At 68.7% G+C, this 24,899-nt stretch carries 25 protein-coding genes; 9 read left to right on the top strand and 16 right to left on the bottom strand.

Annotated features, from left to right (window positions below):
* The first annotated feature begins 186 nt into the window (after positions 1-186).
* Positions 187-744 (top strand): SRPBCC family protein, encoded by a 558-nt coding sequence (locus ACFVVI_RS05785; RefSeq protein WP_387443493.1) that lies wholly within the window; start codon positions 187-189, stop codon positions 742-744.
* Between the two features lie 22 nt (positions 745-766).
* On the opposite strand, the gene ACFVVI_RS05780 is transcribed toward ACFVVI_RS05785, so the two are convergent.
* Complete coding sequence (locus ACFVVI_RS05780; RefSeq protein WP_387443491.1) at positions 767-2,038, bottom strand: glycosyltransferase 87 family protein; 1,272 nt, start codon at positions 2,036-2,038, stop codon at positions 767-769.
* A gap of 119 nt (positions 2,039-2,157) precedes the next feature.
* Positions 2,158-2,589 carry a MarR family winged helix-turn-helix transcriptional regulator gene (locus tag ACFVVI_RS05775; protein ID WP_378987740.1) on the bottom strand — a complete coding sequence of 144 codons (432 nt, stop codon included), beginning with the start codon at positions 2,587-2,589 and terminating at the stop codon, positions 2,158-2,160.
* Between the two features lie 58 nt (positions 2,590-2,647).
* Between ACFVVI_RS05775 and ACFVVI_RS05770 the strand changes: the two genes are divergently transcribed.
* Both ACFVVI_RS05770 and ACFVVI_RS05765 read left to right on the top strand, forming a co-directional pair.
* Entirely contained in the window at positions 2,648-3,667 is a 1,020-nt protein-coding gene (locus ACFVVI_RS05770) for a hypothetical protein (RefSeq protein WP_387443489.1), read from the top strand.
* A 237-nt stretch (positions 3,668-3,904) separates the two neighbouring features.
* Positions 3,905-4,828 (top strand): hypothetical protein, encoded by a 924-nt coding sequence (locus ACFVVI_RS05765; RefSeq protein ID WP_387443487.1) that lies wholly within the window; start codon positions 3,905-3,907, stop codon positions 4,826-4,828.
* Positions 4,829-4,886: 58 nt separating this feature from the next.
* Here the strand turns inward: ACFVVI_RS05765 and thpD are convergent, their stop codons facing one another.
* From thpD to ACFVVI_RS05740, 5 genes are all read right to left on the bottom strand, one after another.
* The gene (gene thpD, locus ACFVVI_RS05760; RefSeq protein WP_387443484.1) at positions 4,887-5,813 is read right to left on the bottom strand and encodes an ectoine hydroxylase; all 927 of its coding nucleotides are present in this window, start codon (positions 5,811-5,813) and stop codon (positions 4,887-4,889) included.
* Positions 5,797-6,201, bottom strand: coding sequence for an ectoine synthase (locus tag ACFVVI_RS05755; protein ID WP_378627675.1), 405 nt, complete (start codon positions 6,199-6,201; stop codon positions 5,797-5,799). The genes thpD and ACFVVI_RS05755 overlap by 17 nt, the downstream gene beginning before the upstream one ends.
* Positions 6,198-7,469, bottom strand: a complete 1,272-nt coding sequence (ectB, locus tag ACFVVI_RS05750; RefSeq protein WP_378627672.1) for a diaminobutyrate--2-oxoglutarate transaminase — start codon at positions 7,467-7,469, stop codon at positions 6,198-6,200. The genes ACFVVI_RS05755 and ectB overlap by 4 nt, the downstream gene beginning before the upstream one ends.
* Positions 7,466-8,017, bottom strand: coding sequence for a diaminobutyrate acetyltransferase (ectA, locus tag ACFVVI_RS05745; protein WP_378987753.1), 552 nt, complete (start codon positions 8,015-8,017; stop codon positions 7,466-7,468). Before ectA ends, ectB begins: the two co-directional genes overlap by 4 nt.
* A gap of 71 nt (positions 8,018-8,088) precedes the next feature.
* On the bottom strand, positions 8,089-8,799 hold the full coding sequence (locus ACFVVI_RS05740; protein ID WP_378987756.1) for a response regulator transcription factor: 711 nt from the start codon (positions 8,797-8,799) through the stop codon (positions 8,089-8,091).
* A 204-nt stretch (positions 8,800-9,003) separates the two neighbouring features.
* Here ACFVVI_RS05740 and ACFVVI_RS05735 point away from each other — a divergent pair, with 204 nt between their 5' ends.
* Positions 9,004-9,948, top strand: a complete 945-nt coding sequence (locus ACFVVI_RS05735) for a threonine/serine dehydratase (RefSeq protein ID WP_387443481.1) — start codon at positions 9,004-9,006, stop codon at positions 9,946-9,948.
* Here the strand turns inward: ACFVVI_RS05735 and ACFVVI_RS05730 are convergent.
* From ACFVVI_RS05730 to ACFVVI_RS05710, 5 genes are read right to left on the bottom strand one after another with little or no spacing between them, the layout of a single operon-like run.
* Positions 9,945-10,799, bottom strand: a complete 855-nt coding sequence (locus ACFVVI_RS05730) for an SDR family oxidoreductase (RefSeq protein ID WP_378987759.1) — start codon at positions 10,797-10,799, stop codon at positions 9,945-9,947. The two genes, ACFVVI_RS05735 and ACFVVI_RS05730, sit on opposite strands and share 4 nt — an antisense overlap.
* Positions 10,800-10,832: 33 nt before the next feature.
* A complete protein-coding gene (locus tag ACFVVI_RS05725) occupies positions 10,833-11,525 on the bottom strand; it encodes an FHA domain-containing protein (protein ID WP_387443479.1) in 693 nt (230 codons plus the stop codon).
* A 1-nt stretch (position 11,526) separates the two neighbouring features.
* Positions 11,527-12,816 carry a VWA domain-containing protein gene (locus ACFVVI_RS05720; protein ID WP_378987764.1) on the bottom strand — a complete coding sequence of 430 codons (1,290 nt, stop codon included), beginning with the start codon at positions 12,814-12,816 and terminating at the stop codon, positions 11,527-11,529.
* Positions 12,813-13,823 (bottom strand): PP2C family protein-serine/threonine phosphatase, encoded by a 1,011-nt coding sequence (locus tag ACFVVI_RS05715; protein ID WP_378987767.1) that lies wholly within the window; start codon positions 13,821-13,823, stop codon positions 12,813-12,815. Before ACFVVI_RS05715 ends, ACFVVI_RS05720 begins: the two co-directional genes overlap by 4 nt.
* Complete coding sequence (locus tag ACFVVI_RS05710) at positions 13,820-15,916, bottom strand: tetratricopeptide repeat protein (protein ID WP_387443476.1); 2,097 nt, start codon at positions 15,914-15,916, stop codon at positions 13,820-13,822. The genes ACFVVI_RS05715 and ACFVVI_RS05710 overlap by 4 nt, the downstream gene beginning before the upstream one ends.
* 13 nt (positions 15,917-15,929) lie before the next feature.
* Between ACFVVI_RS05710 and ACFVVI_RS05705 the strand changes: the two genes are divergently transcribed.
* Positions 15,930-16,211 carry a hypothetical protein gene (locus ACFVVI_RS05705; RefSeq protein WP_387443474.1) on the top strand — a complete coding sequence of 94 codons (282 nt, stop codon included), beginning with the start codon at positions 15,930-15,932 and terminating at the stop codon, positions 16,209-16,211.
* A 40-nt stretch (positions 16,212-16,251) separates the two neighbouring features.
* On the opposite strand, the gene ACFVVI_RS05700 is transcribed toward ACFVVI_RS05705, so the two are convergent.
* The 3 genes from ACFVVI_RS05700 to ACFVVI_RS05690 are packed head-to-tail and all read right to left on the bottom strand — an operon-like array spanning position 16,252 to position 19,654.
* The gene (locus ACFVVI_RS05700; RefSeq protein ID WP_387443472.1) at positions 16,252-17,424 is read right to left on the bottom strand and encodes a hypothetical protein; all 1,173 of its coding nucleotides are present in this window, start codon (positions 17,422-17,424) and stop codon (positions 16,252-16,254) included.
* Positions 17,421-18,386, bottom strand: a complete 966-nt coding sequence (locus ACFVVI_RS05695; RefSeq protein ID WP_378987779.1) for a glutamate ABC transporter substrate-binding protein — start codon at positions 18,384-18,386, stop codon at positions 17,421-17,423. Before ACFVVI_RS05695 ends, ACFVVI_RS05700 begins: the two co-directional genes overlap by 4 nt.
* The gene (locus ACFVVI_RS05690) at positions 18,383-19,654 is read right to left on the bottom strand and encodes a hypothetical protein (protein ID WP_387443470.1); all 1,272 of its coding nucleotides are present in this window, start codon (positions 19,652-19,654) and stop codon (positions 18,383-18,385) included. Before ACFVVI_RS05690 ends, ACFVVI_RS05695 begins: the two co-directional genes overlap by 4 nt.
* A 275-nt stretch (positions 19,655-19,929) precedes the next feature.
* Between ACFVVI_RS05690 and ACFVVI_RS05685 the strand changes: the two genes are divergently transcribed.
* Positions 19,930-20,430, top strand: a complete 501-nt coding sequence (locus ACFVVI_RS05685) for a hypothetical protein (protein WP_387443468.1) — start codon at positions 19,930-19,932, stop codon at positions 20,428-20,430.
* Between the two features lie 46 nt (positions 20,431-20,476).
* Here the strand turns inward: ACFVVI_RS05685 and ACFVVI_RS05680 are convergent, their stop codons facing one another.
* Complete coding sequence (locus ACFVVI_RS05680) at positions 20,477-21,976, bottom strand: flavin-containing monooxygenase (RefSeq protein WP_387443466.1); 1,500 nt, start codon at positions 21,974-21,976, stop codon at positions 20,477-20,479.
* 179 nt (positions 21,977-22,155) lie between these two features.
* On the opposite strand from ACFVVI_RS05680, the gene ACFVVI_RS05675 reads away from it, so the two are divergent.
* The 3 genes from ACFVVI_RS05675 to ACFVVI_RS05665 all read left to right on the top strand — a co-directional run bounded on the left by ACFVVI_RS05675 (position 22,156) and on the right by ACFVVI_RS05665 (position 24,897).
* The gene (locus ACFVVI_RS05675; RefSeq protein WP_387443463.1) at positions 22,156-23,310 is read left to right on the top strand and encodes an LLM class flavin-dependent oxidoreductase; all 1,155 of its coding nucleotides are present in this window, start codon (positions 22,156-22,158) and stop codon (positions 23,308-23,310) included.
* A 326-nt stretch (positions 23,311-23,636) separates the two neighbouring features.
* On the top strand, positions 23,637-24,248 hold the full coding sequence (locus ACFVVI_RS05670) for an HAD family hydrolase (protein WP_387443460.1): 612 nt from the start codon (positions 23,637-23,639) through the stop codon (positions 24,246-24,248).
* A 67-nt stretch (positions 24,249-24,315) separates the two neighbouring features.
* Complete coding sequence (locus ACFVVI_RS05665) at positions 24,316-24,897, top strand: class I SAM-dependent methyltransferase (RefSeq protein WP_387443458.1); 582 nt, start codon at positions 24,316-24,318, stop codon at positions 24,895-24,897.
* The last annotated feature ends 2 nt before the right edge of the window (positions 24,898-24,899 follow it).

The raw sequence follows: 24,899 nt of genomic DNA, 5'->3' as shown, positions 1-24,899 counted from the left end.
CCCGCGTGGATCGCACGCGGGGCGATGGTGACTTTCCACGAAGAACACGGTGCGGATATAGTCTCGTCGGCGAAATCCACTGTCCGAATGGACATTTCGAGTGGGTCGGCTATCGTCTGTCGCACGCCGTTCGGGACCGGTCGACGTGCGACCACCGCACGCCGGGTCCCGATGAAGTGGGGGATCATGGCCCAGCGGAGTCATCGCAGGCAGACCGGTCAGCTGATCACGCCTGACGGCGCGCCCGGCGACGGCGTGGACCAGGTGCACGTCAGCGGCGCCATCGCCCTGCCCGTCGCCCCGGATGCGCTGTGGGACCTACTGTCCGAACCGCACACTATCGCCGCGTGGATGTCCGAACTCCACTCCTGGACCGGCCCGGCGCCGGATCGAGTCGGTGCCGATCTCGAACTCGCCGCTCAGGTCCAGATGTTCGACATGCTCCACGACGTGCATCTGGTCATCACCGAATACTGCCCGAACCGCAGCTGGACGATGACGTGCGGCGCGGTGACCGGTATCGCGGTCACCTTCGCCGTCGAACTCGAGCACCTGCGCGACCTCTCGCGCGCCACTCTTCGCACCGGCCTGCACGGCCAGGTGTTACGAGACGCCGACGCGGTCGTACTCGGTCACGCCCTTCAGCGCGGGTTGGACTCGAGCCTTCGGCAACTGGCCGACATCGCGGACCCGGACGGAATCGCTGCCCGGCCCCCGGTAGCCGTCGTCAACCACCTGGGCTGAGACCGCCGGGGTCACCGGATGTTCAGGCGACGCGCGCGTGTTCCTCGACCGCCGCGGGCTCCTGCGCGGGCTGCGCCGGCCGACGTCCGGTGACGAGGAACAAGACAACCAGCCCGACCGCCAGCCACACATACGTGTCGCCGATGATGTGCTGATCCCACGTCCATGAGGTCTCACGGTGTTCGCCGTCGGGCAGGAAACTGTGCGGCGCGATCACGAAGACCGCGGCGACGACGACAGTCGTGGCGTACCAGCCGCGAGCGCTGCTGACCGGCAGGGTACGGGCGTGGCAGACCATCGCCAGCAACGCGGGCGCGATCCAGACCCAGTGGTGCGACCACGAGATCGGCGACAGCAGCAGCGTGAAGACCGCGTTGAGCGACAGCGCGATCGCGGGGGCGTCGGCGGCCTTGCGCATCGCGGCGACGACCAGGACCAGCAGCAGGGTGCCCAGCACGAGCCACAGCGCGTCGAACAGCAGACCGGTGATGTGCAGGCGGGCCATGACGGCCTGGATCGACTGATTGGTATGGAAGGCCGAGCCGCTCAGGCCCGAGACATTGCCGAGGCCGCCGAACCAGTAGCGGGTGGATTCGGTGGGCAGGAACGCGAAGGACGCGATGGTGGCGATCGCCCCGGTGCCCGCGGCGGTCGCGGCGGCCTTGTAGTCCTTGCGGACCAAGAAGTAGAGAACGAAGGCGGCGGGCGTGAGTTTGATGGCGGCGGCCAGACCGATCAGCATGCCGCGCGGGTAGCGGGTCTTCGGCAGCAGGCAATCGGTGGCGACCAGCACCATCAGCAGGAGATTGACCTGACCGAAGTCGATGGTCGAGCGAACCGGTTCCAGCAGCATCGCCAGGGGGACCGCGCAGGCGGTGACGAGCAGGGCGACCTGCTTGCGGTCGGGGTGGTAGCGGCGGGCCACCAGATACAGCGTCCAGGCGACGGCGGCGATCGACACCACGACGTAGAGGATCTTCGCCGTGCCCCACGGCAGCAGCGCGAACGGTGCGAGCGCGATGGCCGCGAACGGCGGGTAGATGAAGGGCAGACCGATGCCGATCGAGGTCTTGGGCAGCTGACCGTACATATCGGCGCCGTCGCGCATCGCCTCGATGCCGAGGCGGTAGACCTGGAGATCGATGAACCCGCCGGAATAGCGTTCGAAGGGCCAGATCGGCGTCCTGACACAGACCACCGACACAATGGTGAGCAACACCGGCACCAGCCACCATGCTCGATTGATCGGGCGTGGTGAACGCTCTTGCTCGGGGTGGGTGGTGTCACTACTCATCCGCGGCGACTATACCGACTCACACGCGCTGCCGGGGCACCGCCCATCGGCGGGGGTGACGTGCGCAATAGCCAGGCGGATGCCCGCCCACGAACCGAACGCGCTGAAGACGGGCCTGGTCAGTCGCCGCGGTTGTAGCGGGTCAGGTAACCGGCCATCGCCGCGACATCGTCGTCTGTCCAGTCGGCGAAACGCGCCTGGAAGGCCTCCCGGCGCCGGCGTTCGGCCTCGCCGGCGACGGCTCGACCCTCGGGGGTGGCGCGCAGGACGTGGTTGCGCCGATTGCCGGGATCGACCGCGCGTTCGAGGTAGCCGAGCTTCTCGAGTGCGCCGACCTGCCTGCTGACGGTCGATTTGTCGAGCAGGAACTGCTCGGCCAGGTCGGTGGCCAGGCAACCGTCGCGTTCGAGGATCAGGTCGAGAATGCTGTAGGCGACCAGGCTCAGCTCGGGGTGTAGTTCGGCGGCGCGGCCGCGGGCACGGCGAGCGAAAGCGGTGAGTTCCCGCTGGATGGTGTCGACAGCCTGGGTTCTTGTGCTCCGCGCGTTCATAGTTGTATCATACAACCATACATAGTTGCATTTACCAACTGTTTGGAGATCTGCCCCGATGACTCGCACCCAGTTCCGGCACGTCGCCGGACACCTGCTGACGCCGCTGCTGATGTGCCTCGGCATGGCTCTGGCCTACCTCGGCGCGTTCCATCAGCCCGAGCCGAACAATCTCGCGCTCGCCGTGGTGGGCGATTCCCCGCAGACGATGGTGCTGGCACAGACGATGAAGGACAAGGGCGGCGCCGGGCTCGACATGGTCACCGTGCCCGATCGCGACGCGGCCATCGACGCACTGCGCAATCGCGAGCTCGTCGGCGCCTATGTGCCCGACGCCGCCAAGCCGGAACTGCTGGTCGCCACCGCGAGCTCCGACACCAGCGCGATGGCCGCGGAAGTGGCCTTCCGGTCGGTATCGGATCACCAGGGCGTGCCGCTGGTGATCACCGATGTCACGACCAAGGCGGGCGGTGACCCGACCGGGCAGGGCATCTTCTTCCTGCTGGTCGCGTTGAGCGTGGGCGCGTACGGCAGCGTCGCGGTGATCGGCGCAGCGGGCGCGCTGCTGCGGATGCGGGTGCGCGCCACGATCGGTGTGGTGACCGCGCTGATCGTCAGCCTCATCGGCGTCGTGGTGGCGGGTCCGGTGTTCGGCGTGATCGACACCGATCTCGCGAGCGTGTTCGCCATCGCCTGGGTCTACACCTCGGGCATCATCCTGATCGGCATCGGCCTGCACACGTTCTTGAAGCGCTGGACCACCCTCGCTCTGATCACCCTGTTCGTGATGCTGAACTTCACCACCTCCGGCGGCGTCTACGGGCCCGAACTCCAGAACGGGTTCTTCGGTGCGCTGCACTCGTTCTGGAACGGCGCCGACTTCGTCGAAGGCCTGCGCAGTCTGCTCTACTTCGACGGTGGCGCCGGGTTCGGCTCCCGCCTGTTCGGGTTGTTCGCGTGGCTGGTCGTGGGTGTGGCGCTGGTCGTGGTGGCCGGTCGGTACGAGGCGCGCCACGCACCCCGGCCGGTCGCACCTGCCGCGGTCGAGGAAGAGATCGGCGAATCGGTGGCCGTCTGAGGCGTCGATTCCACGCCTGATCAGTCAGGTCAGGCCCCGGCGAATCCCGTTGCCCGACATCCGGACACACTGTCGCGGACCAGGTCGACCGGGGTCGCCGGGGCACTGTCGTTTTCAACGGCCGTCTTGTCGTGAATCGACCACGACTCCACGTAGACACGAGTACGGTGTAGCGCGCAACCGCGGACAGTCTGGCGCCGCGAGGGGGTGTAACAGCGGAAAGGGCGGGTGCCACCGATGAATGATCCCGACGCGCAACGCCCTGGCGACCCACTCCCCCTCGATCAGCGCTACGACGGCGCCGATCCGATCGAATGGTGCGGTGCGGCGGTCTATCCGATGTACACCGAGGCGCTGCCCGCCGGAACGACGGCGGTGCATCTGCGCGCACTGTCGGTGATGGCACCCGAGGACGTGTCGGGCCTCGGTCTCGGTCTCTCCGTCCACGACGGGCACGTGAATCTGAACGGGAAATCGCTGGCGGGCGTCGACATCTGGTACGAAGCCCTCGCCGACGGCATCGACATCTCGGTGACCGCGGACGCACCCGACGCGCTGTTCACCCTCACACCCGTCTGGGTGGCCGAATCGGGCACACACCAATCCTGGACCGGCAACTACGGCATGGTCGTCGACCTGCTCCCCGACGGGGCCTCGACCCTGTGGTGCAGCACCGGTCCCGGCACACCCGATTTCAACGAACTGGTCGTCGAACTCAGCACCGGCCCGGCCGAACCGGCACGCCCCGAACCACCCCACGATCCGGCCGACCCGGCTACGACACCGCTCGGCCCGGCCCCCTCGACTCCCCCCGTCGAACCAAGTCCCCCCGCCGCTTCCACCGAACCGGCATCATCGGATCCCCCACCGAAAATCTCGATCGCCCCGACCGATCCCACCCAGCCCCCACGAACCAGCCAGGGCGTCGGCGGCGCCCTGCACGACCTGGGAACCGCCATGCACGAACGCGGCGAACACGACTCGGCCCGCGCCCTCTGGACCCAAGCCGCACAGGCAGGCCACAGCGGCGCCGCCTACGACCTGGGCACCCTGCTCCTCCAGCAAGGCGAACGCGCCGCCGCCGAACAATGGTGGAAGGCCGCCGCCCACGACGACCCACGCGCCGCGGCCTCCCTCTCCGCCCTGTCCGAACAGCCTTAGGACGAGAAAAGCCGCCACCCGCGGTGATCCGCGGGTGGCGGCTTCGTGGCCGACCTGCCTAGGGCGACTGGTCCGCCAGCACCGCACCGGCTTCGGCCGAATTCTCACGCAAGGGCGTGAAATCGCGGGCGGCGATGTGTTGCGGGCGGCGCTGGGGGGCCGCGAAAGGCTCCGCCAGGGCGTTTTCCACGCTGTTGAACACCAGGAAGATGTTCGAGCGCGGGAACGGGGTGATGTTGTTCGACGAACCGTGCATCATGTTGGAGTCGAACAACAGCGCCGAACCGGCCCGCCCGGTGAACTGGGTGATCCCGTAACGGGCGGCCAGGAACGTGACATCGTCCGTCGTCGGAACCCCGATTCGCTGCTCGCGCAACGACTCCCGATAGTGACCGCTCGGCGTTTCGCCCAGGCACGGCACGAAGGTGCGGTGTGAACCGGGCATCAGCATCAAGCTGCCGTTGAACGGATAGTTGTCGGTCAACGCGATCGACAGACTCACCGCCCGCGGAGCCGGCATGCCGTCCTCGGCGTGCCAGGTCTCGAAATCGGAATGCCAGCCGAAACCACTACCACCGAAACCGGGCATGTAGTTCACCCGGGTCTGATGCAGGTACACCGGCGAACCGAGGATCTGCTCGGCCAGGCCCGCGATCCGCGATTCGGCGACCAGCTCCGCGATCGGTTTGCTGAGCTGATGCACCTGGAACACCGAACGGACCTGCCCCGCAACGGGTTCCACGATCACCCGTTCATCGCCGTAGAGCACGGGGTCGGCCGCGAGATGGCCGACCTCGGCGCCGAAGGCGGCCACCTCGTCGGGGGTGAGCAGGTCGGGGATCGTCGCGAAACCGTTCGCGTCGAATCCGATCAGCTCCGGCGAGGTGACCTGGCCCCACACCGTGGGATCGGTGCGTTCGATATGCGGGGCAGGCTCCGACAACCGGGTCGGGTAGCGGTCGAGCTGATCAGACACTGGCGCCATCCTCCTCGATAATCAGCGGATACACCCCGTTCTCATCGTGTACCTCGCGACCGGTGACCGGCGGATTGAAGACGCACAACATCCGCAACTGGGTGCGGGCGGTGACCTGGTGACGTTCGTGTCCGTCGAGCAGGTACATCGAGCCCGGGCCCAGCTCGTACGTTGTCTGGTTGTCGAGATCGAGCAGGCTGCCCTCACCCTCGACCAGCCACACCGCCTCGACGTGATTCTGGTAGTGGAACCGGTGGACGGTGCCCGCCTCGATCGTGGTCTCGTGGAAGGAGAAACCGACCTTGTCGCCGCCGAGCACGATGCGCTTGCTGCGCCAACCCGGCCCTGCCACATCGCGTTCGGTGCCGGTGATCTCTTCGGTGGTGCGCACGATCATGCGGCACCACCACAGACGGTGTCGATCGAGGAGACCAGCACCGACAGGCCCTGATCGAGTTCGTCGCTGCCCAGCGTCAACGGCGGCAGCAGTTTCACGACCTCGTCCATCGACCCCGAGGTCTCCACCAGCAGACCCTGTTCGAACGCGGTGCGGCACACCTTGCCCGCCTGCGACGGGTCGTCGAAGACGATGCCGTGCACCATGCCGCGTCCACGAGTGGACACTCCGGCATGCCGCTGCGCGACCGCGTCGAGCGTGCGACCCACGTAGGCGCCGTTCTCGGCGGTGCGCTGGGCGAGTTTGTCATCGGACCAGTACTCGCGCAGGGCGGCGGTCGCGGTGACGAAGGCGGGGTTGTTGCCACGGAAGGTGCCGTTGTGCTCACCGGGCGCCCACTGGTCGTGCTCGGGCTTGAGCAGCACCAGCGCCATCGGCAGACCGTAGCCGCCGATCGACTTGGACAGCGTCACGATGTCGGGGGTGATGCCGGCGATCTCGAAGGAGAAGAACGGGCCGGTGCGCCCGCAGCCCATCTGCACGTCGTCGACGATGAGCAGGATGTCGCGCGCGGCGCACAGTCCGGCCAGGTGACGCAGCCATTCGGCGCGGGCCAGGTTCACGCCGCCCTCACCCTGCACGGTCTCCACGATCACCGCGGCGGGGCGATCGAAGCCCGAGGAGCTGTCGTCGAGGACGCGCTGCATCCAGCCGAAGTCCTCGATGGTGTTGTCGAAGTAGCCGTCGTAGGGCATCGGGGTGGAGTGCTCGAGCGGCACCCCGGCACCGGCCCGCTTGGCGGCGTTGCCGGTCACCGACAGCGCACCGAGGGTCATGCCGTGGAAGGCGTTGGTGAAGCTCAGGATGGTCTTGCGGCCGGTGACCTTGCGGGCCAGCTTGAGCGCGGCTTCGACGGCGTTCGCGCCGGTCGGGCCAGGGAACTGGACCTTGTAGTCGAGGCCACGCGGCGAGAGCAGATTGTCGCGGATGGTCTCGAGCAGTTCACGCTTGGCCACGGTCGACATGTCCAGACCGTGGGTGATGCCGTTGCTGCCGATGTATTCCAGCAGCGCCTTTTTCAGAATCGGGTTGTTGTGTCCGTAGTTCAACGCGCCGGCGCCTGCGAAGAAGTCGAGGTATTCGCGGCCCTGCTCGTCGCGCAACCAGGCGCCTTCGGCGGTGCTGAAGATGGCCGGCCAGTCACGGCAGTATCCGCGCACATTCGATTCCATGGCCTCGAAAATGCTGGTGTCGGTGGTCGTGATCATCGTCGTTCCTCCTGGCGCTGAGCCGGTGAAATCACATACAGCAGCTCTGCCTCGTGTGAATCGGGGAAATCGTTTTCTTCGAACAGGTCCTCGGTGCGCAAATCGGCACCGCGTTCCCGGGCCACCGCGGAGAACAGCGCATGCGAGGCGGTGTTTCCGGGTGAGATCGTGGTTTCCAAGGTGGTGATGCCCGCGCCGGCTACCGAATCGAGCAGCGCGTGCAGGATGGCGGCGGCCAGGCCGCGGCCGCGAGCTTGCGCGTCGACGGCGATCTGCCAGACGAACAGCGTGTCCGGAGCTTCCGGGCGCACATATCCGATGACGAATCCGACGGGCTGACCGTCACTTTCGGCAACCAACGAGGTTGCGGCGAAATCGCGACACCACAGCAGGTACGCGTAGCTGGAATTGACGTCGAGTACCTGCGAATCGCGGGCGATCCGCCACAGCTGGGCACCGTCGCCCAGCCGCGGATGACGCAATCTCGGTTCCGAACCAGGGGCCGCCGCGCTGGCGGCCGGCTCGATGGACATGGTGGACGTTGTCATATATCTAACGTGCCCAGCCGACTTTGCGGTCTTTGTGTCGAGCTCTTTGCGGTTGTATGACGAATCGTTTACTACGACTGCACATCGAGGCGATACCCGAGACCGCGCACGGTAACCACGATGCGCGGGTCGGACGGGTCGCGTTCGATCTTGGTACGCAGGCGTCGCACGTGGACGTCGACGATGCGTTCGTCACCGAAAAAGCCCTGATCCCACACTCTTTCGAGCAGCACGGATCGACTCAGCACGCGGCCGGGGGTCTCCGCCAGTTCACACAGCAACCGGAATTCGGTGACCGTGAGGTGGATCTCCTCGGCGCCGCGACGCACCGCGCCCGCGTCGGCCGCCAGCACCAGTGGCGCGTGCGGATCGGCGTCGAGCACGGCCTCGGGGGTCGTGTCGCGATCGGCGGTGATGCGGGCGCGACGGCGGAGCGCGCGCATCCTGGCGGTGATCTCCTTGATTTCGAACGGCTTGCTCACGAAGTCGTCGGCCCCCGCCTCCAGGGCCGCGACCACGTCGTGGGTGTCGTAACGGGTGCTGATCACGATGATCGGCACATCGTGGTCACGACGGATCTCCCGGATGCAGTCGAAGCCGTCGGCTTCGCCGCGCATCAGGTCGACGATCATCAGATCGGGTGGCCCGTCGCTGCGCAGCCGATCGAGGGCGTCGGAAGGCACGCCTGCCTCGGCTACGGCATACCCTTCGTCTTCCATCGCGCGACGCAGGTCGCCGCGCATCTGGACATCGTCGTCCACGATCATCAGGTTCGCGCTCATGTGTGTGCACATCCTTTGCTGACACGCCGGGCGTGTGCCGGTGCACTGGGGGGTTTCGCGTCCCCAGACCGACACGACTACCCGCCTTCGAGCTTGTTACCGATCTGTTATGTACCCAGACTGGTGCGGACGTAAACCCGTCGTAACAATTCGCCCGCTCAACGGGCGGTTCGAGGGGACGTGGCCGGTGGCATAGTCGCAGGGGTGACCCCGACTTTCGCTGATATCGAAGCCGCCGCAGCGCGCATCGACGGACTGGTTCGCCCGATCACTGTCGCACCGGCCGGACCAGGGCCGGACCCGCTCTGGTTCGCACTGGAGTTCTTGCAGTTCACCGGCACGTTCAAGGCGCGTGGTGCGCAGAATTTCGTGCGCGCGCACGCGGCAGCGGAAACGTTGCCGGACGCGGGTGTGACGATCGCCTCGGGCGGCAATGCCGGGTTGGCGTGCGCATGGGCGGCACGGGAGGCGGGGGTGCCCGCGACGGTGTTTCTGCCCGAGACCGCGCCTGCGGTCAAAATCGGTCGACTTCGTGACTACGGCGCGCGGGTGCGACTGATCGGTCCGGAATACAAGCAGGCGTTGGCCGCTTGCCGGGAATTCGCCGAGACCAGTGGTGCGCTGGCCGCCCATGCCTATGACGATACGCTCGTGGCCGCGGGCGCCGGCACGCTGATGCGCGAGATCCACGCGCGCATCCCCGACCTGGACACGGTGCTCGTCGCCGTCGGCGGCGGTGGGTTGTTCACCGGAACGGCGGTCGCCGCACAGCATTTCGGGATTCGCACGGTGGCCGTCGAACCCGAGGGCTGTCGATCGCTGAACGCCGCGCTCGAAGCCGGTCACCCGGTGGACGTCACCGTCGACTCGATCGCCGCGGATTCCCTCGGCGCCCCGAATGTGTCGGCGATGGCCTTGGCCGCCGCCCAGCATCCGAGTGTGCGGTCGTTGCTGGTGCCCGACGAGGCGATCCGCGCGGCCAGGCAGCAGCTGTGGACCTCCCATCGCATCGCCGTGGAGAACGGCGCGGCCACCGCGATGGCGGCACTGCTCGACACCGGTTCGGGCCCGGCCTATCGGCCCGAACCCGGCGAACGGGTGTGCGTGATCCTGTGTGGGGCCAATACCGACCCCAGCGACCTCGTCTAGCGGACCAGGGCGTTCTTGTCGACATAGTTGGTCATCGCGGAGTTCAAACCGCGCATGGCCAAGGTGTAGCCGTAAGGGAAGTACCGCTGACCCCAGTGGGCCAACTGGATGTCGCGGGAGGTGTAGACCCAGTAGCGGTTGCGCTCGACACCCTTGATCACCGACGTGGCCGCCTGCTCCGGGGTGACGGCGTGGCGCATGAACAGCCTGATCGCCTTGTTCAGCGCCGCGTTGTCGCGGTCGACGCCCGCGATGTCGACGCTGTCGACCATCGGGGTGGCCATCGCGCCGGGGCAGACCAGGCTGACGCCGATCTTGTGGCGGCGCAGGTCGAACCGCAGCACCTCCGAGACACCGCGCAGGCCGAACTTGGTGGCGCTGTAGGGCGCGTGCCACGGTAGACCGAAGATGCCCGCCGCCGAGGACACGTTCACCAGGTGACCGCCGCGACCGGCGGTGATCATCGGGCGCACGAACTCCTCGATGATGTGGATGGGGCCCATCAGGTTGATGTCGACGGTGCGGCGCCACTGCTGGGGCGTGAGCTTGTCGACGGTGCCCCAGGTGGCGATGCCCGCCACGTTCATGACGATGTCGACATGGCTCACGGCCTCGAAAGTATGGGCGGCGAGACCGACCACCGCGGAATGGTCGCTGACGTCGGCCGCGTGCGCGAGATGCACCGTCGCCCCGGCCGCGCGCAGTTCCTCGGCGGTGGTGGCGAGCGTGTCGGCCGTGATGTCGGTGAGGACGAGCGAGGCCCCCTTCGCGGCGGCCGCGAACGCCGTGGCGCGGCCGAGGCCGCTGGCGGCACCGGTGATCAGGCAGGTCTTCCCGTCGAACTTCGTCATGGTCCCGACCCTACGTTTGGTGAACAGATGCGTCTACGGTTCCGCGGTGATCGCGATGGTGGTCCAGCCGCCGACATGGATCCGGCTGCCTTCGCGCAGTGCGACCGCCTGCTGCGGTGTGATCGATGATTCGGCGCCGTCCAGGCTGGTTCCGTTGGTGGAACCGAGGTCGGTGATGGTGAGCGCGCCCCTCTGATCGACCTGGATCATCGCATGCGCGCGGGAGACGCCGATATCCGCCGGGGCGATGCCGAGGTCGATCTCGGGCACGATCCCTTGCGAGGCCGATCGTTTTCCGATCAGGAACTGGTTGCCACGCAAGATGATTCGACGTTCGGGGTAGAAGTCCGGGAATTCGACACGCTCGGCATCGGGTCCCTTGCGGGCTCGGACGCGCGCGTAGAACTCGCGGTCGGCGAAGATCCGCGCGACCCACACCCCGGATCGGCCACTGTCGGGGGGCGCGCCGGCAGCGATCATGGTGGGGTCGAATCCGGTATCGGCCGATTCCGCTCGGTCACCGGGACGCGCCGACGTCACTGTCGCCGGTGGCAGGGCGGAATCGTGGCCGCATCCTTCGCAGAAGCGTCCGCTGGTCGGCGCGTGGCAGTTCGGGCACAGGCGCAGAGCCGCCGGGTCGGGCGCGGGCGCCGTGCCCAGAGCCGATCCGCACACATCGCAGTAGTCCGTCGACCGCGACTGGTGTCCGTCCGCGCACATCGGCATGTCAGCCGCCCTCCGGCCGCACCCGGGCGGTCTTGGTGGAGCGGATGTCGAGGGCGAGTTCGTCGGCCGCGGCGACCTGGCCGCGCAGCTTCACGGTGCCGTCGTGCTCGACCTCGACCACACCGCGCAGCAGTTTGGCGGTGGACTCGTGGCCGGAGGCGGCGGCGAGTTCCACCGCGCGACGCAGCTTCGCGGTCGCGGTGGTGACATCGCCGGTGCGGCGCGCCGCCAGACCTTCCTGCACGGCCTGGGCCAGTTCGACCTGGCCGGTGTAGTGGGCGACGCGGGTACTGATGCGGGTCGACAGCGTCGAATCGGTGGTCCAGACCGCGCGCACCAGGCCCTGGCCCAGTACCTCGTCGCCGGCCAGCACACTCAGCCGCGCGGCCAGCTTCTCCCGGCCCGGCGCGGCCGGTTCCAGTTCGATCTGCACGTGGTATTCGCGCTCCTCGGCGGCCCACGACGACAGCGGGTAGTCCCCCACCTGCGCACCCACGTCGATCCGGCGCCCGGTCAGATCCTCGAGCACCGGCGAGACCTGTTTGACCATCCGCACCCGCGCACCGGCCGGAGTCCACACCTTCAGCGTCAGTTCCGGGATCACGCGCGCGGCCGAGGAACGCATCATCGCGGCGAAATCTCGGGCCAGGTCCTTCGGATCGGCGACGATGTTCGCGTCCCCGGACAGTTTCGAGGCGATCTTGCGCACCTCCTCGGCGACCCAGTCGTCGCCGACACCGCGGCAGTCGCAGACGAAAAGCCCTTCGGCACGGTCGAGTTCGGTCGCGAGCTCCTGCGGGGTCTCGTGCTCGTTCTTGCCGTCGGTGAGCAGAATCGCGTGCGCCTGCGCGCCGGGGTGCGCGGCGGCGACCTCGCGGGCCAGCGCCAGCCATGAACCCATCGCGGTGCCGCCGTCGGGCCGCAACCGATCCAGGGCTCGCCGGGCCGAGGCGCGATGTGTGCGGTCGGCGGGGGCGGACAGGGTGTTGTCGCTCGGGTAGATCATCCGGGCCGACTCGGTGCCCTCGATGATGGCGAACGCGGTGCCGTCGGGGATCTCGTCGAGCGCGGTGCGGGTGGCGTTGCGCGCGTTCTCGAATTTGCGCTTGTTACCCATCGATCCGGAGCAGTCGATGATCAGGATCTCGAGCCGCGGCGGCGGTGTCGCGACGGCGGCGAGTTCGGGCCCGGTGGTCACCGTCAGCACCGCGTCCACCACGCTCGCGCCTTCGGCGAGGAATTCGTTCTGGTCGACGGCGATCGAGATACCGGCTGTCTCAGGGGAACTCATGACACTCCTGGTTCGGGCGATACGGCAACGGGCACCGGAGCCAGGGCGACGGTGATGTTGTCACTGCCCCCGCTGTTGAGGGCGAAGTCGGCGAGCGCGCGCGCGGCGGCCTGCGGCGACGTCTCGACGGTGAAGCCGGCGAGCGCGACCGCCTCGGGCAGGTAGTTCCACAGGCCGTCGCTGCACAGCAGCAGCGTGCCCGGCTCGGTGGCGAGCATGCGTTGCAGGCAGTTCGCCGACCACGGTGCTTCGCCACCGTCGGCGCCGAGCCAGCGCAGCAGGGTGTGGGCGCGCGGGTCGTTCATCGCCGCGGTCTCGTCGAGGGCGCCCGCGTCGACGAGAGCCTGGGCCCAGGAATCGTCGACGCTGAGCCGGCGTGACGCGGTCGGATCGCCCGCCGCCAGCCAGAATGCCCTGCTGTCACCGACATTGGCGACGGTGATGTCGGTACCCACGCTCGTCTCGCGCACGATCGCGGAGACATAGGTGCACGACGGCGCGTACTCGGGGGTGCGTGACATGCCGCGCACCGCGGCGGTCGCCGCCGCCAGGCCCGCCATCGCGGCATCGGAGTCGGCCCTGCCCTCGGCCAGGGCGGCCAGCGCGGCGTCGACACCGGTGCGGGCGGCATTGCCGGAGGCCGCCTGCGGATCCTGGGAAGTGGAGACGCCGTCGCTGACCACGATCACCCGGATGCCGTCGCCCTCGCGCACCGCGGCCGCGACCGCGTCTTCGTTGCGGGAGTGGCTGATTCCGCGGTCGGTGAGGACATACACCGCGCCGAGGTCTTCCTCGAAACGATCAGGGACAGGCTTGGGGCTGCCGCATTTGACGCAGTAGCCGCCCTCGTAGCGGCGTTCACCGCAGGTCGAGCACTGCGGCACCGCGACCGGATCATGCACGGGCAGTGCGACTTTGCGCACGCCGAGTTCGCGACCGCAGCCTTCACAGAAGCGGTGTCCCGCCCGCGCCGAGCCCGCGCAGTCGGCACAGCCCGGCGCCGTCACAGGGTGGTCCTGGGGCGCACCGAGTTCGCCTGGTCCACCAGGACGAATCGGGTCCACATGTCGTCGGCCTCGCGCGCCAGTGTCCGCAAGCATCGTTCCAATCCCGTCCGCACGCCCTGCTCGGTGAATTCCACGTCCAACAGCTTGCCTGGTGTCCTCGGTTGCTGTCCCGACCGGATCCAGTTCAGGGCCGCCTCGAGGACGACCATCCGCACCTGCGCGGTGCGTGTGCGCGAGTCGAGGCGCAAGTGGTCGACGCGCTCGCCGGTCCGGCGGAGCAGGTCCTCGTCGAGGTCGGCCGGATCCCGGTGCGTCAGTAGCGTTTCGACGGCGGAGAGCCGGGCCTCGGTGAACATCGAGGAGGTGCGGTCGACCTGATCGAGGACCGCCACCGCGCCCGTGCGGTCACCGTCGGCGCGGCGCAGTCGCGCGGCGCCGAAGGCGGCCGACAGATAGGTGTGGTCGGTGCGCCAGACCGTTTCGTAGAGCGCCAGCGCGCGGCCGAGCTCGAAGGCTCCGGTGTCGGGCTGCTCGCCGCGGGCGCCTGCACCGAGCTCCAGGGCGGCCGCCAGCGCGAGTTTGGGAGCGGATTCACCGGGCAGTGCCGCGTAGACGGACTCGAAATCGGCGGCCGCATCGGCATAGTCGCCGGTGAGCAGGGCAGCCTTGGCTCGATACCAGACGGGGCGCCAGTCGAATTCGAGCTCGGCGTCCAAGGCGGCCAGCCGGGTCAGCGCCGCTGCCGCGTCACCCGCTTCGAGCTCGGCGCGCACCAGTCGCAGCGGGATCTCGACCGACTCGCCCGATCCGGTCACCACCGCGCGCAGTCCGGCGGTGAGTGCCCGCTCGAGTTCGGCCGGGGTCGCGGCATCGGTGGTCGCCAGCAGGGCGGCGCCACTGTCGCCGGGGTCGACCAGCGGGGCGGGCAGGCCGGCGATGAGGGCGCCCGGTTCGGGTGTGACGCTGTCGATGCCGAAGACGGCACGGGCGGGACCGAACTGGCTCGACATGCCGGGCCGTGGGATCCCGTCGCCGGTCGCCAGCACCTCGCGCAGCACACCGGTGAGCTGGTCGGCCATTTCGCTCGTCGAGGCGAAACGCGCCAGTGGGTCGGGGTCGGTGGCCCGCTGCAGGAATCGGTACAGCGAATCATGTTCGGCCAGTACCGGTTCGGTCTCTGGACCGGGGATCGGGCCGAGCTTGCCGTCGACGGAGGGCACTCGCATCATCAGCACGGCCAGTGTGCGGCCCGCGGTGTAGATCTCGGTGGCCACCGTCGGCCCGGTTTCGGCGATCTCGGGTGCCTGGTAGCCGAGGGTGCCGTAGATGGGGCTGGTGCGGTCGTCCATCGCGATCACCGCACCGAGGTCGATCAGCTCGAGGCGTTCCTCGGTCTGCATCACATTGTCGGGCTTGAAATCGCAGTAGGCCCAGCCGCGAGCGTGCAGATAGCCGAGGGCGGGCAGCATTTCCAGCACATAGGCGATCGCCTGCGCGGGCGGCAGATAGCGCTGGGTTTCGGCGCGGTGGGCGCGCAGGATCTGCTTGAGCGAGGTGCCGCCGACATAGGCCATGACGATGTAGCCGACGGGTTCGCCGTCGGCGTCGGCGTGTTCGGTGAAGTTGTGGATCTTGACGATGTTGGGGTGGTCGACCTCGGCGAGGAAACGCCGTTCGGCCAGGGCCGCGGCCAGGGCGTCGGCGTCGCCGGTGTCGATGAGCCCTTTGAGGACCACCCAGCGTTTGTTGACGGCGCGGTCGGTGGCCAGATAGATCCAGCCGAGACCACCGTGGGCCAGCGCCCCCGCCACTTCGTACTGGCCGCCGACGAGATCGCCTGCCCGCAGCCGGGGCACGAAGGAGTAGCGGGTGCCACAGTGCGGGCAGAACCCGGCGGTGCGGCCGGGAACACCGGCCTGGCCGCGCCCGACAGGCTTGTCACACTTGCCGCAGAAGCGGTCAGATTCGGGCACCTGGGGGTCGGTGAGCACCGCCGTGGCCGGGTCGACGCGCGGGACCGGCGGCACTTCGACGAGCCCGGCGCCGAGCCTGCCGCGCGCGGCCGAACGCGCCGAGCCCGAACGGGTTCGCACCGAGCGACTCGAGGTGCGCCCGCTCGCGCTGACCGTCGACGCGGACGGGCTGTGCATCGGACCCGTCACCGTGGCCGGCGCGGTACCGCAGGTGTCGCAGTACCCGTCGACGATCGTGCCGTCGCACTCGGGTTCGCCACAGGCGCCGGGAACCGGCACGGGTATCGGTGGCGGCTGCGGGTTCGCCCTGCGCGGCTGCGCTGTCGTGCGCCCCGATCGGCTGTTGCCCGCGAGGCCGGCCTGCGGTACCGGTGGCGCGCTCGCGACGGGCGCGGTACCGCACAGTGCGCAGTAGCCGTCCTCGATCGTGCCGCCGCACCCCGGTTCACTACACCTCATGCTGTCCGCCCCGCTTTCTCCCCGATGATCGAACGATAGTCCGCGACGGCCCGGGTGACCGCGGCCAGATCGCACGGTGTGCGGGTGAGCAGACCGGCCGCGATCCGGTCGGCGGCGAGCACATCCCGGTCCTCGCTCACTCCGAGCCGCGAGGCCTTCGCACGGTAGGCGGTGAGTCTGCCGCGCAGTTCGGCGCGCCGATCGAGCAGACCACGCGCCAATTCCTCACGCCGTGTGGCCTTTTCGGCAGCGTCGCCGGCCCGCACGCGCAGCGCGAGCAGATGTTCCACTGTCGGCCGATCGGGTGTACCGCCGAGAGTGTCGAGTTCGGCGCGCAATCTCGTGGCCGGTTCGCCGCCGTCGGGTAGCTCGCCGGTCGCGACCTTGTGCTGAGCCTGGGTGACGGTGCCGTCGGCGCGATCTTGCCGTTCGCCGAGATCGGCCAACTGTGCGCGCAGGGCGGCGACAGCGCCGGGCAGATCGGCGGCAACGGCGAGATGGTCGCTGTGGCGGGCGGATTCGGTATCGATCAGCGCCGTGAGCGAGGCGAGGGCGCCGGCGATCTCACCCGGCCCGAAACCGAGCGGATCGGTGCCCGCGCGACCCAAGAGTGTGGACAGTGGTTCGGTGGCCGCGTCCAGCGCGCCACGCGCTTGCTCGACGCGCTGTTGCAGCGGGGCGAGTGCGCCGAGCACCTGTTCATCGACCGCCGCGACCTCGTCGGCGAACGGGGCGACGAAGGCGAACGCGGCGCGCATCCGGTCCAGGCAATCGGCGATGCCGACTGTCACGACGGTCTCACTGGGACCGGTCAGGCCGCGCTGCGCCAAGGGGATCGGGATCCGCGCCACCTCGTGCGGGCGCCCGCGCAGCAGCTCGGTGAGCCGCCCCCGCGACCGGTCGTCGACCCTGCCGCGACCGGCCCGCACCGCCTGCGCCTCGCCGAGGATGGCGCGCACCCGCCCCAGGTCCTCCCAGAGTTCGCCCAGTGCCTTCTCCACCGGCGCCCACCGACGCGCGGTCTCCCCCGTCGGCGGATAGCGGCGGACCAGGGCCAGGCCGGGGTGGCGGTCCAGTTCCAGCAGGGTCGTGGTCACCGTCGCCAATTCCGCTGTGCGCCCCGCCAGTTCACGATCGATCTCGAGCACGCCGAGCATCGGCCAGCTCATCCGACGTACCGGGGTACCGGCGGCCCCTGCGAGGGGCCCAGAGTCGACAGGTGCTGGGCGTAGATCCGCTGCCAGGTGCCGTCGGTACGGGCGCGGTCGAGGACACCGTTGACGAAACGCACCAGCTCGTCGCTGCCGCGCGGCACCCCGACGGCGTAAGCGCCCGCGCCGATCGGGTCGCCGACGACCTCGAGATTGTGGTCCTGGGCGACCAGCCCCGCCAGGATCGGCTCGTCCCCGCTGATCGCGTCGACGGTGCCCTGCTGCAGGGCCACCAGGCAGTCGGTCCAATTGGTCACGCCGAGCACGGTGGGTGGGGTCGGCAGCGTGAACAGCGGCGCGGCGGCGGTGGTGCCCTTCGCGACGCAGACCCGCTTGCCCGCGAGCCCGGCGCCGTTGGTGATGCCCGCCCCGTGCGGGGCCGCGATGCGCTGCGCCGCACGGTAGTACACGCTCGAGAAATCGACCTCACGGCGGCGTTCGCAGGTCGCCGAGAAGGTGCGCACGATCATGTCGACCTTCTTCTCCTGCAACAGCGGGATCCGGTCGGCCGCGGTGACGGAACGCAGTTCGATCTTGTCCGGGTCACCGAACAGATCGCGCGCGATCTCCCTGGCCAGGTCGATGTCGAAACCCTCGAGCTTGCCGGTCGACGGGTTGCGGAACCCGAACATGTAGGTGTTCTGATCGACGCCGACCCGCAGCCTGCCGTTGGCGATGATGGCGGCCATCGCCGACCCCGCGGGCATCGCACCCGGTCGCGGCTGGGTCGTCGGCGCCAATGTCGCTTCGGTATCACAGGTTCCGGTGCCCTCGGCGGTCGGCGCCGAGGTGATCGCCTCGGCACCGGGCAGCGGTGGGGCCACGGCGGTGGCGGCGATGGTCGACGGTTCGGGGGCGTCGGCACAGCCCGCGACCAGCGCGACGGCCGCGGCGAGCGCGACCAGCAGTGGACGCCTCACAAGAACTCCTTGAGTCGTGGCCAGAGTCCGGAGATCACCGCGCCGGCCGCGGCCAGCAGCAGGAGCAGGGTGCCGAAGGGGCTGAGGGTCAACGATGTTGCGGCGGCGGCGACACCGTCGCGCAGGTCGTCGCGGGCCTGGGCGAGGTCGTCGCGCAGTTCCTGGTCGAGGCGGGCGAAGCTGGTGGCCGAGCTGTCGGGGCCGGTGCCGATCGCCTGGGTGACCGCGCCGGGATAGTCGGCCTTCTCGTAGGCGGTGCGCTGGGCATTGTGCCCCGCGTTCCAATTCGTCAGCGCGCGTTCGGCATCGGAGTCGCCGCCACCGGCCGCGGTGAGGCGCCCGCGCAGGTCGCCGCTGTGGGTTTGGAAGGCCTTCTCCGTGGCGGTGATGTCGCCGCGGGTGATCAGGGCCAGGGTTTCGTCGGTGCGGGCCTGCTGGGCCAGGATGCGGGCCCCTGCCAGGTTCTCCACGCGCGCTCCGGCGCCGGAACTTCCGTCCTCGAGCAATTGCGCGGCGGTCGAGGTGGCGCCCGCGGTCCACAGCAGCGCCACCAAAGCGGCCAGCGCCGCCAGCGCCAGGCCGGTGTTCACCAGGCGGTTCGTCCGGCGCAGCAACACGATCGACCCGACCAGGCACACCGCGAGGACCAGCAGCAGGAGCACGATGCTCGTCCACGGCAGCGCGCCGATGCGCTGCTGGTCCTCCCGCACCGCGGCGAAGCGGGCCTCGCTGAGTTGTTCGGCATTGGGCAGCAGCGATGTCTGCATCAGGTCCGAGGCCTGGCGCAGATACGCCGAACCGACCGGGAAGCCCTGACGATTGTTGGCGCGCGCGGTCTCCACCAAGCCCGTGTAGGTCGGCAGGTCGGCGGCGATGCGGGCGACGATCGCCCTGGTCTGCGCGTCGGTGGCACCGGCGGTCGCCTCCGCCAGGGCGGCGGCGGCCTCGGCGAGCGCCTGCTCATAGGTGTCTCGCACCTGCGGTGATTCGATGCCGCCGGACAGGAAGGCCGTCGCGGCGCCCGCGTCGGCGGCCGAGAGCGATACATACAGACTCTGCGCGGCGAAGGCCAGCGGCTCGGTCCGATCCAGCACCTGTTCGGTGCGCACGATCTTGGCGTCGAGCTGTCGTCCCGCCGTCGATCCGGCAACCAGGCAGGCCACCGTGGTCACGACGAGGACCACCCCGATCGCACCTGGTGTCGTCGCGGCGAATCGCCGCAGCCACGTCCCCGCGTCACGGATGGTCGCCGGTAGGCGAGATCCCACACCGTCCTCCTTCATCTCCCCGGGCGGTGTCTTCGATCGCGATAGTACGGGAGCCGCTGAAAGTTCGCCCGGGTGAAGGAAATCGGCCGAAACGCGACAGCGAGCAGGCCCGCCACACGGCCCAGCGACCCGGTGCGGACACGCAAGAATCCACTGCGGCCGATTCCTGACCGCGACAGCCCCCGAATTCGTGGCACAAGATCGTCGACAGTGACCCTTAACGGGTAGGACTACACTCTTTTCCTACGGTGACCCTCGGGTAGATCGGAGTCGACATGTCGAAGTTGATGAACTCCTTGTCCGAAGACGAGTACGTCCTGATCCGCGGCACAAAGAAAGCGCAGATGGCCGATCTCGACGAAGAGGCGCTGATCCGGCTGCATACCCGTGTGCGGCGGGCGCGCAACAAATTCGTCAAGGTGTACCGCCGGTCCGGCGCGGCCAAGGTAGAAGCCAAGGGAGCGCGCGGCGCCGGAAAATCGGCGAACACCCACAACGCCGGCAAAGCGGAAGTCTTCGAAAGCGCGCTCAGCCGGGTGAGCCGCCAGCTGGCCACGGCCTCGAAGCGCAATGCCCGCAAGTTGAAGGCCGAGAGGCTCGCCCGCGCCCGCAAGGACGCGCCGTCGTTCAGCGATATCGGCGACAGTGACGGGAAGGTGCGCTCCGCGGGGAAAGCGCGCATCGACGCCACCCGCGAGTCCTCCGGTCGAAAGAAGTTCGAGGCCTCCAGCATCGCCGCGGGGGCACGGCGCCAAGCCGCGAAGGACGGGCGCTAGCTCCGAGGAGAGCTAGCGCTGCCACCGGCGATCGTCAGTAGCGCGCCTAGGCGCCGATGCTCTCCGCGCCCGGCTCCACGCTGGTGCCGATCTTGCTGAACTGGAGCACGCCGTCCTCGATCGGGGCCTTGTGCATCAGGGTGCGGTCCCGGTAGTAGTTGTTGACCAGTTTCCAGGCACCGCGCGCGCCCTGGCGGGGCATGGCGTCGTTGCCGCGCTGGATGTAGCCCGAGGTGAGGGCGCCACCCATGAGCGACTCGTCGGCGATGTCGTCGGGGTTGGCGTGCACCTCGAAGGTGGTGTAGCCGCGGTCGCGCATGATGTTGAGCACGCGGCACAGGTACGCGGCGGCGAGGTCGGCCTTCAGGGTCCAGGAGGCGTTGGTGTAGCCGATGATCATCAGGAAGTTCGGGATGTCGGAGTACAGGACGCTCTTGTAGGCGACCGTCTCGTTGAACTTCACCGGAGCGCCGTCGATGGTGAGCGTGATGCCGCCGAGCATCTGCACGTTCAGGCCGGTGGCGGTGACGATGATATCGGCCTCGAGCTCCTGGCCCGACTCGGTCAGGATGCCCTTCTCGGTGAACTTCGCGATGCGGTCGGTGACGATGTCGGCCTTGCCGCTCTTGAGCACCTTGAACAGGTCACCGTTGGGCACCACGCACAGGCGCTGATCCCACGGGTTGTAGCTGGGGGTGAAGTGGCGCAGGTCCACCTTCTTGCCCAGCTGCAGGCGCACCTGCGCCAGCATGAGCTTCTTGGCCAGCTCGGGGTTGGTACGCGAGAGCTGGAAGCTGGCGCGCTGCAGGGCGATGTTGCGGGCGCGACCGATCTTGTAGGCGACGGCGTCGGGCACGCGCGACTTCTTGAAACCGATCGCGACCGGGTCGTCCGACGGCAGCGCCTGGATCCAGGTGGGCGAGCGCTGCAGCATGGTGACGTGCGCGGCGGTGTCGGCCATCGACGGGATCAGCGTGATCGCGGTGGCGCCGGAACCGATGACGACGACCTTCTTGCCTGCGTAATCCAGATCCTCCGGCCAGTGCTGCGGGTGCACGATCTGACCCTTGAAGTCGTCCTGACCGGGGAATTCGGGCTGGTAGCCCTTGTCGTAGTTGTAGTAGCCGCTGGCGCCGACGACGAAGTTCGCGGTCCAGGTCTCGGTCTCGCCGGTCGCCTCGATCACGGCCTGCACGGTCCACAGCGCGGTGCCACGATCGAAATCGGCGGTGACGACCTTGCGGCCGAACGTGATGTGGTCGGTGACGCCGTATTCCTTGGCGGTGTCCTCGACGTACTGCCGGATGCTGGCGCCGTCGGCGAGCACCTTGGTGCCGATCCAGGGGCGGAAGCCGAAACCGAAGGTGAGCATGTCCGAGTCCGAGCGGATGCCGGGGTACTTGAACAGGTCCCAGGTACCACCGATGTTCTCGCGGCGCTCGAGGATCGCGTAGGTGCGTCCGGTCTGCTCGCGAGTCAGGTGACAGGCCGTACCGATTCCGGAGAGGCCAGCGCCGATGATCAGTACGTCGACATGCCGCGTCATTGAGGAAACTCGTTTCGTAGGGTCGCCGGCCCGAGCACCGTCGCCCGAGCTTTTCACGAGGTTACGTGTTTCGCTTAGTTACGTCTAGTTCGGCATGCCCGCACTGCGGCGTGTCGGGGGTTGCGCGCACGGTGATCGGAATCCGTGACGGGGGCGAGCGCACCGGTCAGCATCGAGGGATGACCGATCACCGACTGTCGTTTCACTGGTTCCTGCCCACCTACGGCGACTCACGCGGCCTGATGGCGGGCGGACACGGGAGCTTCATGTCCGGTGATCGCCCCGCGACGCTGCGCTATCTCAACCAGCTCACCGCCGCGGCCGAGGACAACGGCTTCGAGGGTGTCCTGACCCCGACCGGCGCCTGGTGCGAGGACGCGTGGCTGACCACCGCCATGCTCGTGCAGACCAGCGAGACGCTGAAGTTCCTGGTCGCGCTGCGTCCCGGTCTGACCAGCCCCACCCTGGCCGCCCAGATGGCGGCGACCTTCCAGCGCCATTCCGCCGGGCGTCTGCTGCTCAATGTCGTCACCGGTGGCGAGCAGCGCGAGCAGGAGGCCTACGGCGACTTCCTGGACAAGGCCGAGCGCTACGCGCGCACCGGCGAGTTCTTGCACATCGTGCGCGAGCTGTGGTCGTCGACCGAGCCGTTCAGCTTCACCGGCGAGCACCTGCGGGTGAAGGACGCGATCCTCAGCGCCCGTCCCGATCCGGTTCCGCCGGTGTTCTTCGGCGGTTCGTCAGGGCCTGCCGGGCCGATCGCCGCCCGCTACGCCGACACCTACCTCACCTGGGGCGAACCGGTGGACGCGGTCGCGAAGAAACTGGACTGGATCCGCGGACTGGCCGCGATCGAGGCCCGCACCGTCGACTTCGGCCTGCGCATCCACGTGATCAGCCGCGACACCGCCGCCGAGGCGTGGACCGAGGCCGAACGGCTCCTCGACGGCATCTCACCCGGTGAGATCGAACGGGTGCAGGCGAACCTGGCCAAGAGCGACTCCGAGGGGCAGCGCCGGATGGCGCGTCTGCACAACGGGCGCACCGACGGGCTCGAGATCGCCCCGAATCTGTGGGCGGGCGTCGGCCTGGTGCGCGGTGGCGCGGGCACGGCGCTGGTCGGGTCGCACGCCGAGGTGGCCGATCGACTGCTCGAATACGCCGCCATCGGGATCGACCACTTCATCCTGTCCGGGTATCCGCATCTGGAGGAGGCGTACTGGTTCGGCGAGGGCGTGCTGCCGATCCTGGAGCGCAAAGGCGTGTGGACCCATCCCTCACGGCCGGTGTCGGTACCCACCGTCGCACCGTTCACCGCGGCCGCCAGTAGCTGACGACTCCGGGCGCGCCCCCGGTTCAGGGTCGCGCCCCGGGGTTCGAAACCCTGGAACGGCAGTCACTGCACCATTGCCCTTACTGCCGTTTGCCGGGTGGCACGCTGTCCCAACATCTTTCGATGGGCGTGTGACCTGCGGGTTATCCGGTTACCCAGCGGTAGGACTCAAATGCCATGACGCACAGCGTGCTTGGCTGCACCGCACTCCCCCAACCGATTTCGGCATCGAGTGCAGCGGGGGTTCCACGTGAATCAGTGCAGTTCGGGACAGGTCCGGGCAGCGACCCACAGGGCCGGTGGCCCCTCGGCGATAGGCTCGACAACGTGACTCTCACCGTCGGCTTCGACCTGGACATGACGCTCATCGATTCACGTCCGGGCGTCGCCCTGGCGATCGACACCCTCGCGCGCGAGTTCGATCTCCCGATGGACGGCTCACACTTCGCCGAGCACCTCGGCCCGCCACTGGCCACGCTGCTCGGCGACGCGGGCGCGCCCGACGATCTGATCCCCCATCTGGTCACCCGCTACCGCGAGCTGTACCCGGACGTCATCGGCCACATCGGCGCCCTCCCCGGCGCGGACGACGCGCTGGCCGCCGTGCGGGCCGGCGGTGGGCGGACGTTGGTCGTCACCGGCAAATTCGAGCCGCACGCGCGCCTGCACGTCGACCATCTCGGCTGGCGGGTCGATCGCCTCGCCGGTGACCTGTGGGCGACCGGAAAGGCCGACGTGTTGCGCGAGGAGTCGGCCCACGTCTTCGTCGGCGACCACGCGGGCGACATGCGCGGCGCCAAGGCGGCGGGCGTGGTGGCCGTCGGCGTCACGACCGGACCCTACGACGCCGACGGATTGTGGACCGCGGGCGCCGATGTGGTCCTGGACGATCTCACCCGGTTCGGCGAATGGCTGTCCGAGCACGCATCCGGGCGATAGTCCTCGAAACAGCTTGTGACGCACACCAGTTCCGGAACCCATCCGCGGCCCGGCGCGTTCACCGGTCATGCCGACCGACCCCTACTGGAACCACAACACGCACTACCACCCCTGGGTACTCGATCAGGTGCCCGACACTGCCCGCACGGCATTGGACATCGGCTGCGGTGACGGGTTACTCGCCCGCAAATTAGCGACCCGCTGTGACGCGGTGCTCGGCGTGGACATCGATGACCGGGTCATCGCCAACGCGCCCGCCGCCCCCAACGTCCACCTCGAACACGCCGACTTCCGCGACCTCGACCAAACCTTCGACGTGGTCACCGCCGTCGCCACCTTGCACCATGTCCCGGTACGCGAGGGCGTCACCGCCCTGCGCCATCTCGTCGCCCCCGGCGGCACCCTCGCGGTGGTCGGCCTCTGGAAGATGCACCCGGTCAGCGACTTCCACTACCTCCCCCTCCTCCCCGCGATCTGGGGCCTGGATCGGTGGCGGCGCCGGTCGCACGGCGGCCCCGATGTGGCGCTGGCCGACCCACGCGAAACCCTCGCCGAAATCCGTTCCGCCGCCGCCGAACACCTGCCCGGTGCCGAGATCCACCGCCGCCTGATGTGGCGCTACACGCTGCGCTGGCAGCGCCCACGCTGAGG

This window comes from Nocardia sp. NPDC058114, assembly GCF_042884695.1.
Taxonomy (GTDB): Bacteria; Actinomycetota; Actinomycetes; order Mycobacteriales; family Mycobacteriaceae; genus Nocardia.
The sequence above is the reverse complement of the archived record's forward strand: the minus strand, read 5'-3'. Positions and strand labels throughout refer to the sequence as shown.

Excerpts from the sequence above, each read along its gene's own strand:
- ACFVVI_RS05675 (WP_387443463.1), top strand. The coding sequence starts at position 22,156 with ATGACCGATCACCGACTGTCGTTTCACTGGTTCCTGCCCACCTACGGC.
- ACFVVI_RS05680 (WP_387443466.1), bottom strand. The coding sequence starts at position 21,976 with ATGACGCGGCATGTCGACGTACTGATCATCGGCGCTGGCCTCTCCGGA.
- ACFVVI_RS05730 (WP_378987759.1), bottom strand. The coding sequence starts at position 10,799 with ATGACGAAGTTCGACGGGAAGACCTGCCTGATCACCGGTGCCGCCAGC.
- thpD (WP_387443484.1), bottom strand. The coding sequence starts at position 5,813 with ATGGCGCCAGTGTCTGATCAGCTCGACCGCTACCCGACCCGGTTGTCG.
- ACFVVI_RS05785 (WP_387443493.1), top strand. The coding sequence starts at position 187 with ATGGCCCAGCGGAGTCATCGCAGGCAGACCGGTCAGCTGATCACGCCT.
- ACFVVI_RS05685 (WP_387443468.1), top strand. The coding sequence starts at position 19,930 with ATGTCGAAGTTGATGAACTCCTTGTCCGAAGACGAGTACGTCCTGATC.
- ACFVVI_RS05700 (WP_387443472.1), bottom strand. The coding sequence starts at position 17,424 with ATGAGCTGGCCGATGCTCGGCGTGCTCGAGATCGATCGTGAACTGGCG.
- ectB (WP_378627672.1), bottom strand. The coding sequence starts at position 7,469 with ATGATCACGACCACCGACACCAGCATTTTCGAGGCCATGGAATCGAAT.
- ACFVVI_RS05780 (WP_387443491.1), bottom strand. The coding sequence starts at position 2,038 with ATGAGTAGTGACACCACCCACCCCGAGCAAGAGCGTTCACCACGCCCG.
- ectA (WP_378987753.1), bottom strand. The coding sequence starts at position 8,017 with ATGACAACGTCCACCATGTCCATCGAGCCGGCCGCCAGCGCGGCGGCC.
- ACFVVI_RS05755 (WP_378627675.1), bottom strand. The coding sequence starts at position 6,201 with ATGATCGTGCGCACCACCGAAGAGATCACCGGCACCGAACGCGATGTG.
- ACFVVI_RS05725 (WP_387443479.1), bottom strand. The coding sequence starts at position 11,525 with ATGCCGATGTGCGCGGACGGACACCAGTCGCGGTCGACGGACTACTGC.
- ACFVVI_RS05770 (WP_387443489.1), top strand. The coding sequence starts at position 2,648 with ATGACTCGCACCCAGTTCCGGCACGTCGCCGGACACCTGCTGACGCCG.
- ACFVVI_RS05740 (WP_378987756.1), bottom strand. The coding sequence starts at position 8,799 with ATGAGCGCGAACCTGATGATCGTGGACGACGATGTCCAGATGCGCGGC.
- ACFVVI_RS05775 (WP_378987740.1), bottom strand. The coding sequence starts at position 2,589 with ATGAACGCGCGGAGCACAAGAACCCAGGCTGTCGACACCATCCAGCGG.
- ACFVVI_RS05720 (WP_378987764.1), bottom strand. The coding sequence starts at position 12,816 with ATGAGTTCCCCTGAGACAGCCGGTATCTCGATCGCCGTCGACCAGAAC.
- ACFVVI_RS05765 (WP_387443487.1), top strand. The coding sequence starts at position 3,905 with ATGAATGATCCCGACGCGCAACGCCCTGGCGACCCACTCCCCCTCGAT.
- ACFVVI_RS05665 (WP_387443458.1), top strand. The coding sequence starts at position 24,316 with ATGCCGACCGACCCCTACTGGAACCACAACACGCACTACCACCCCTGG.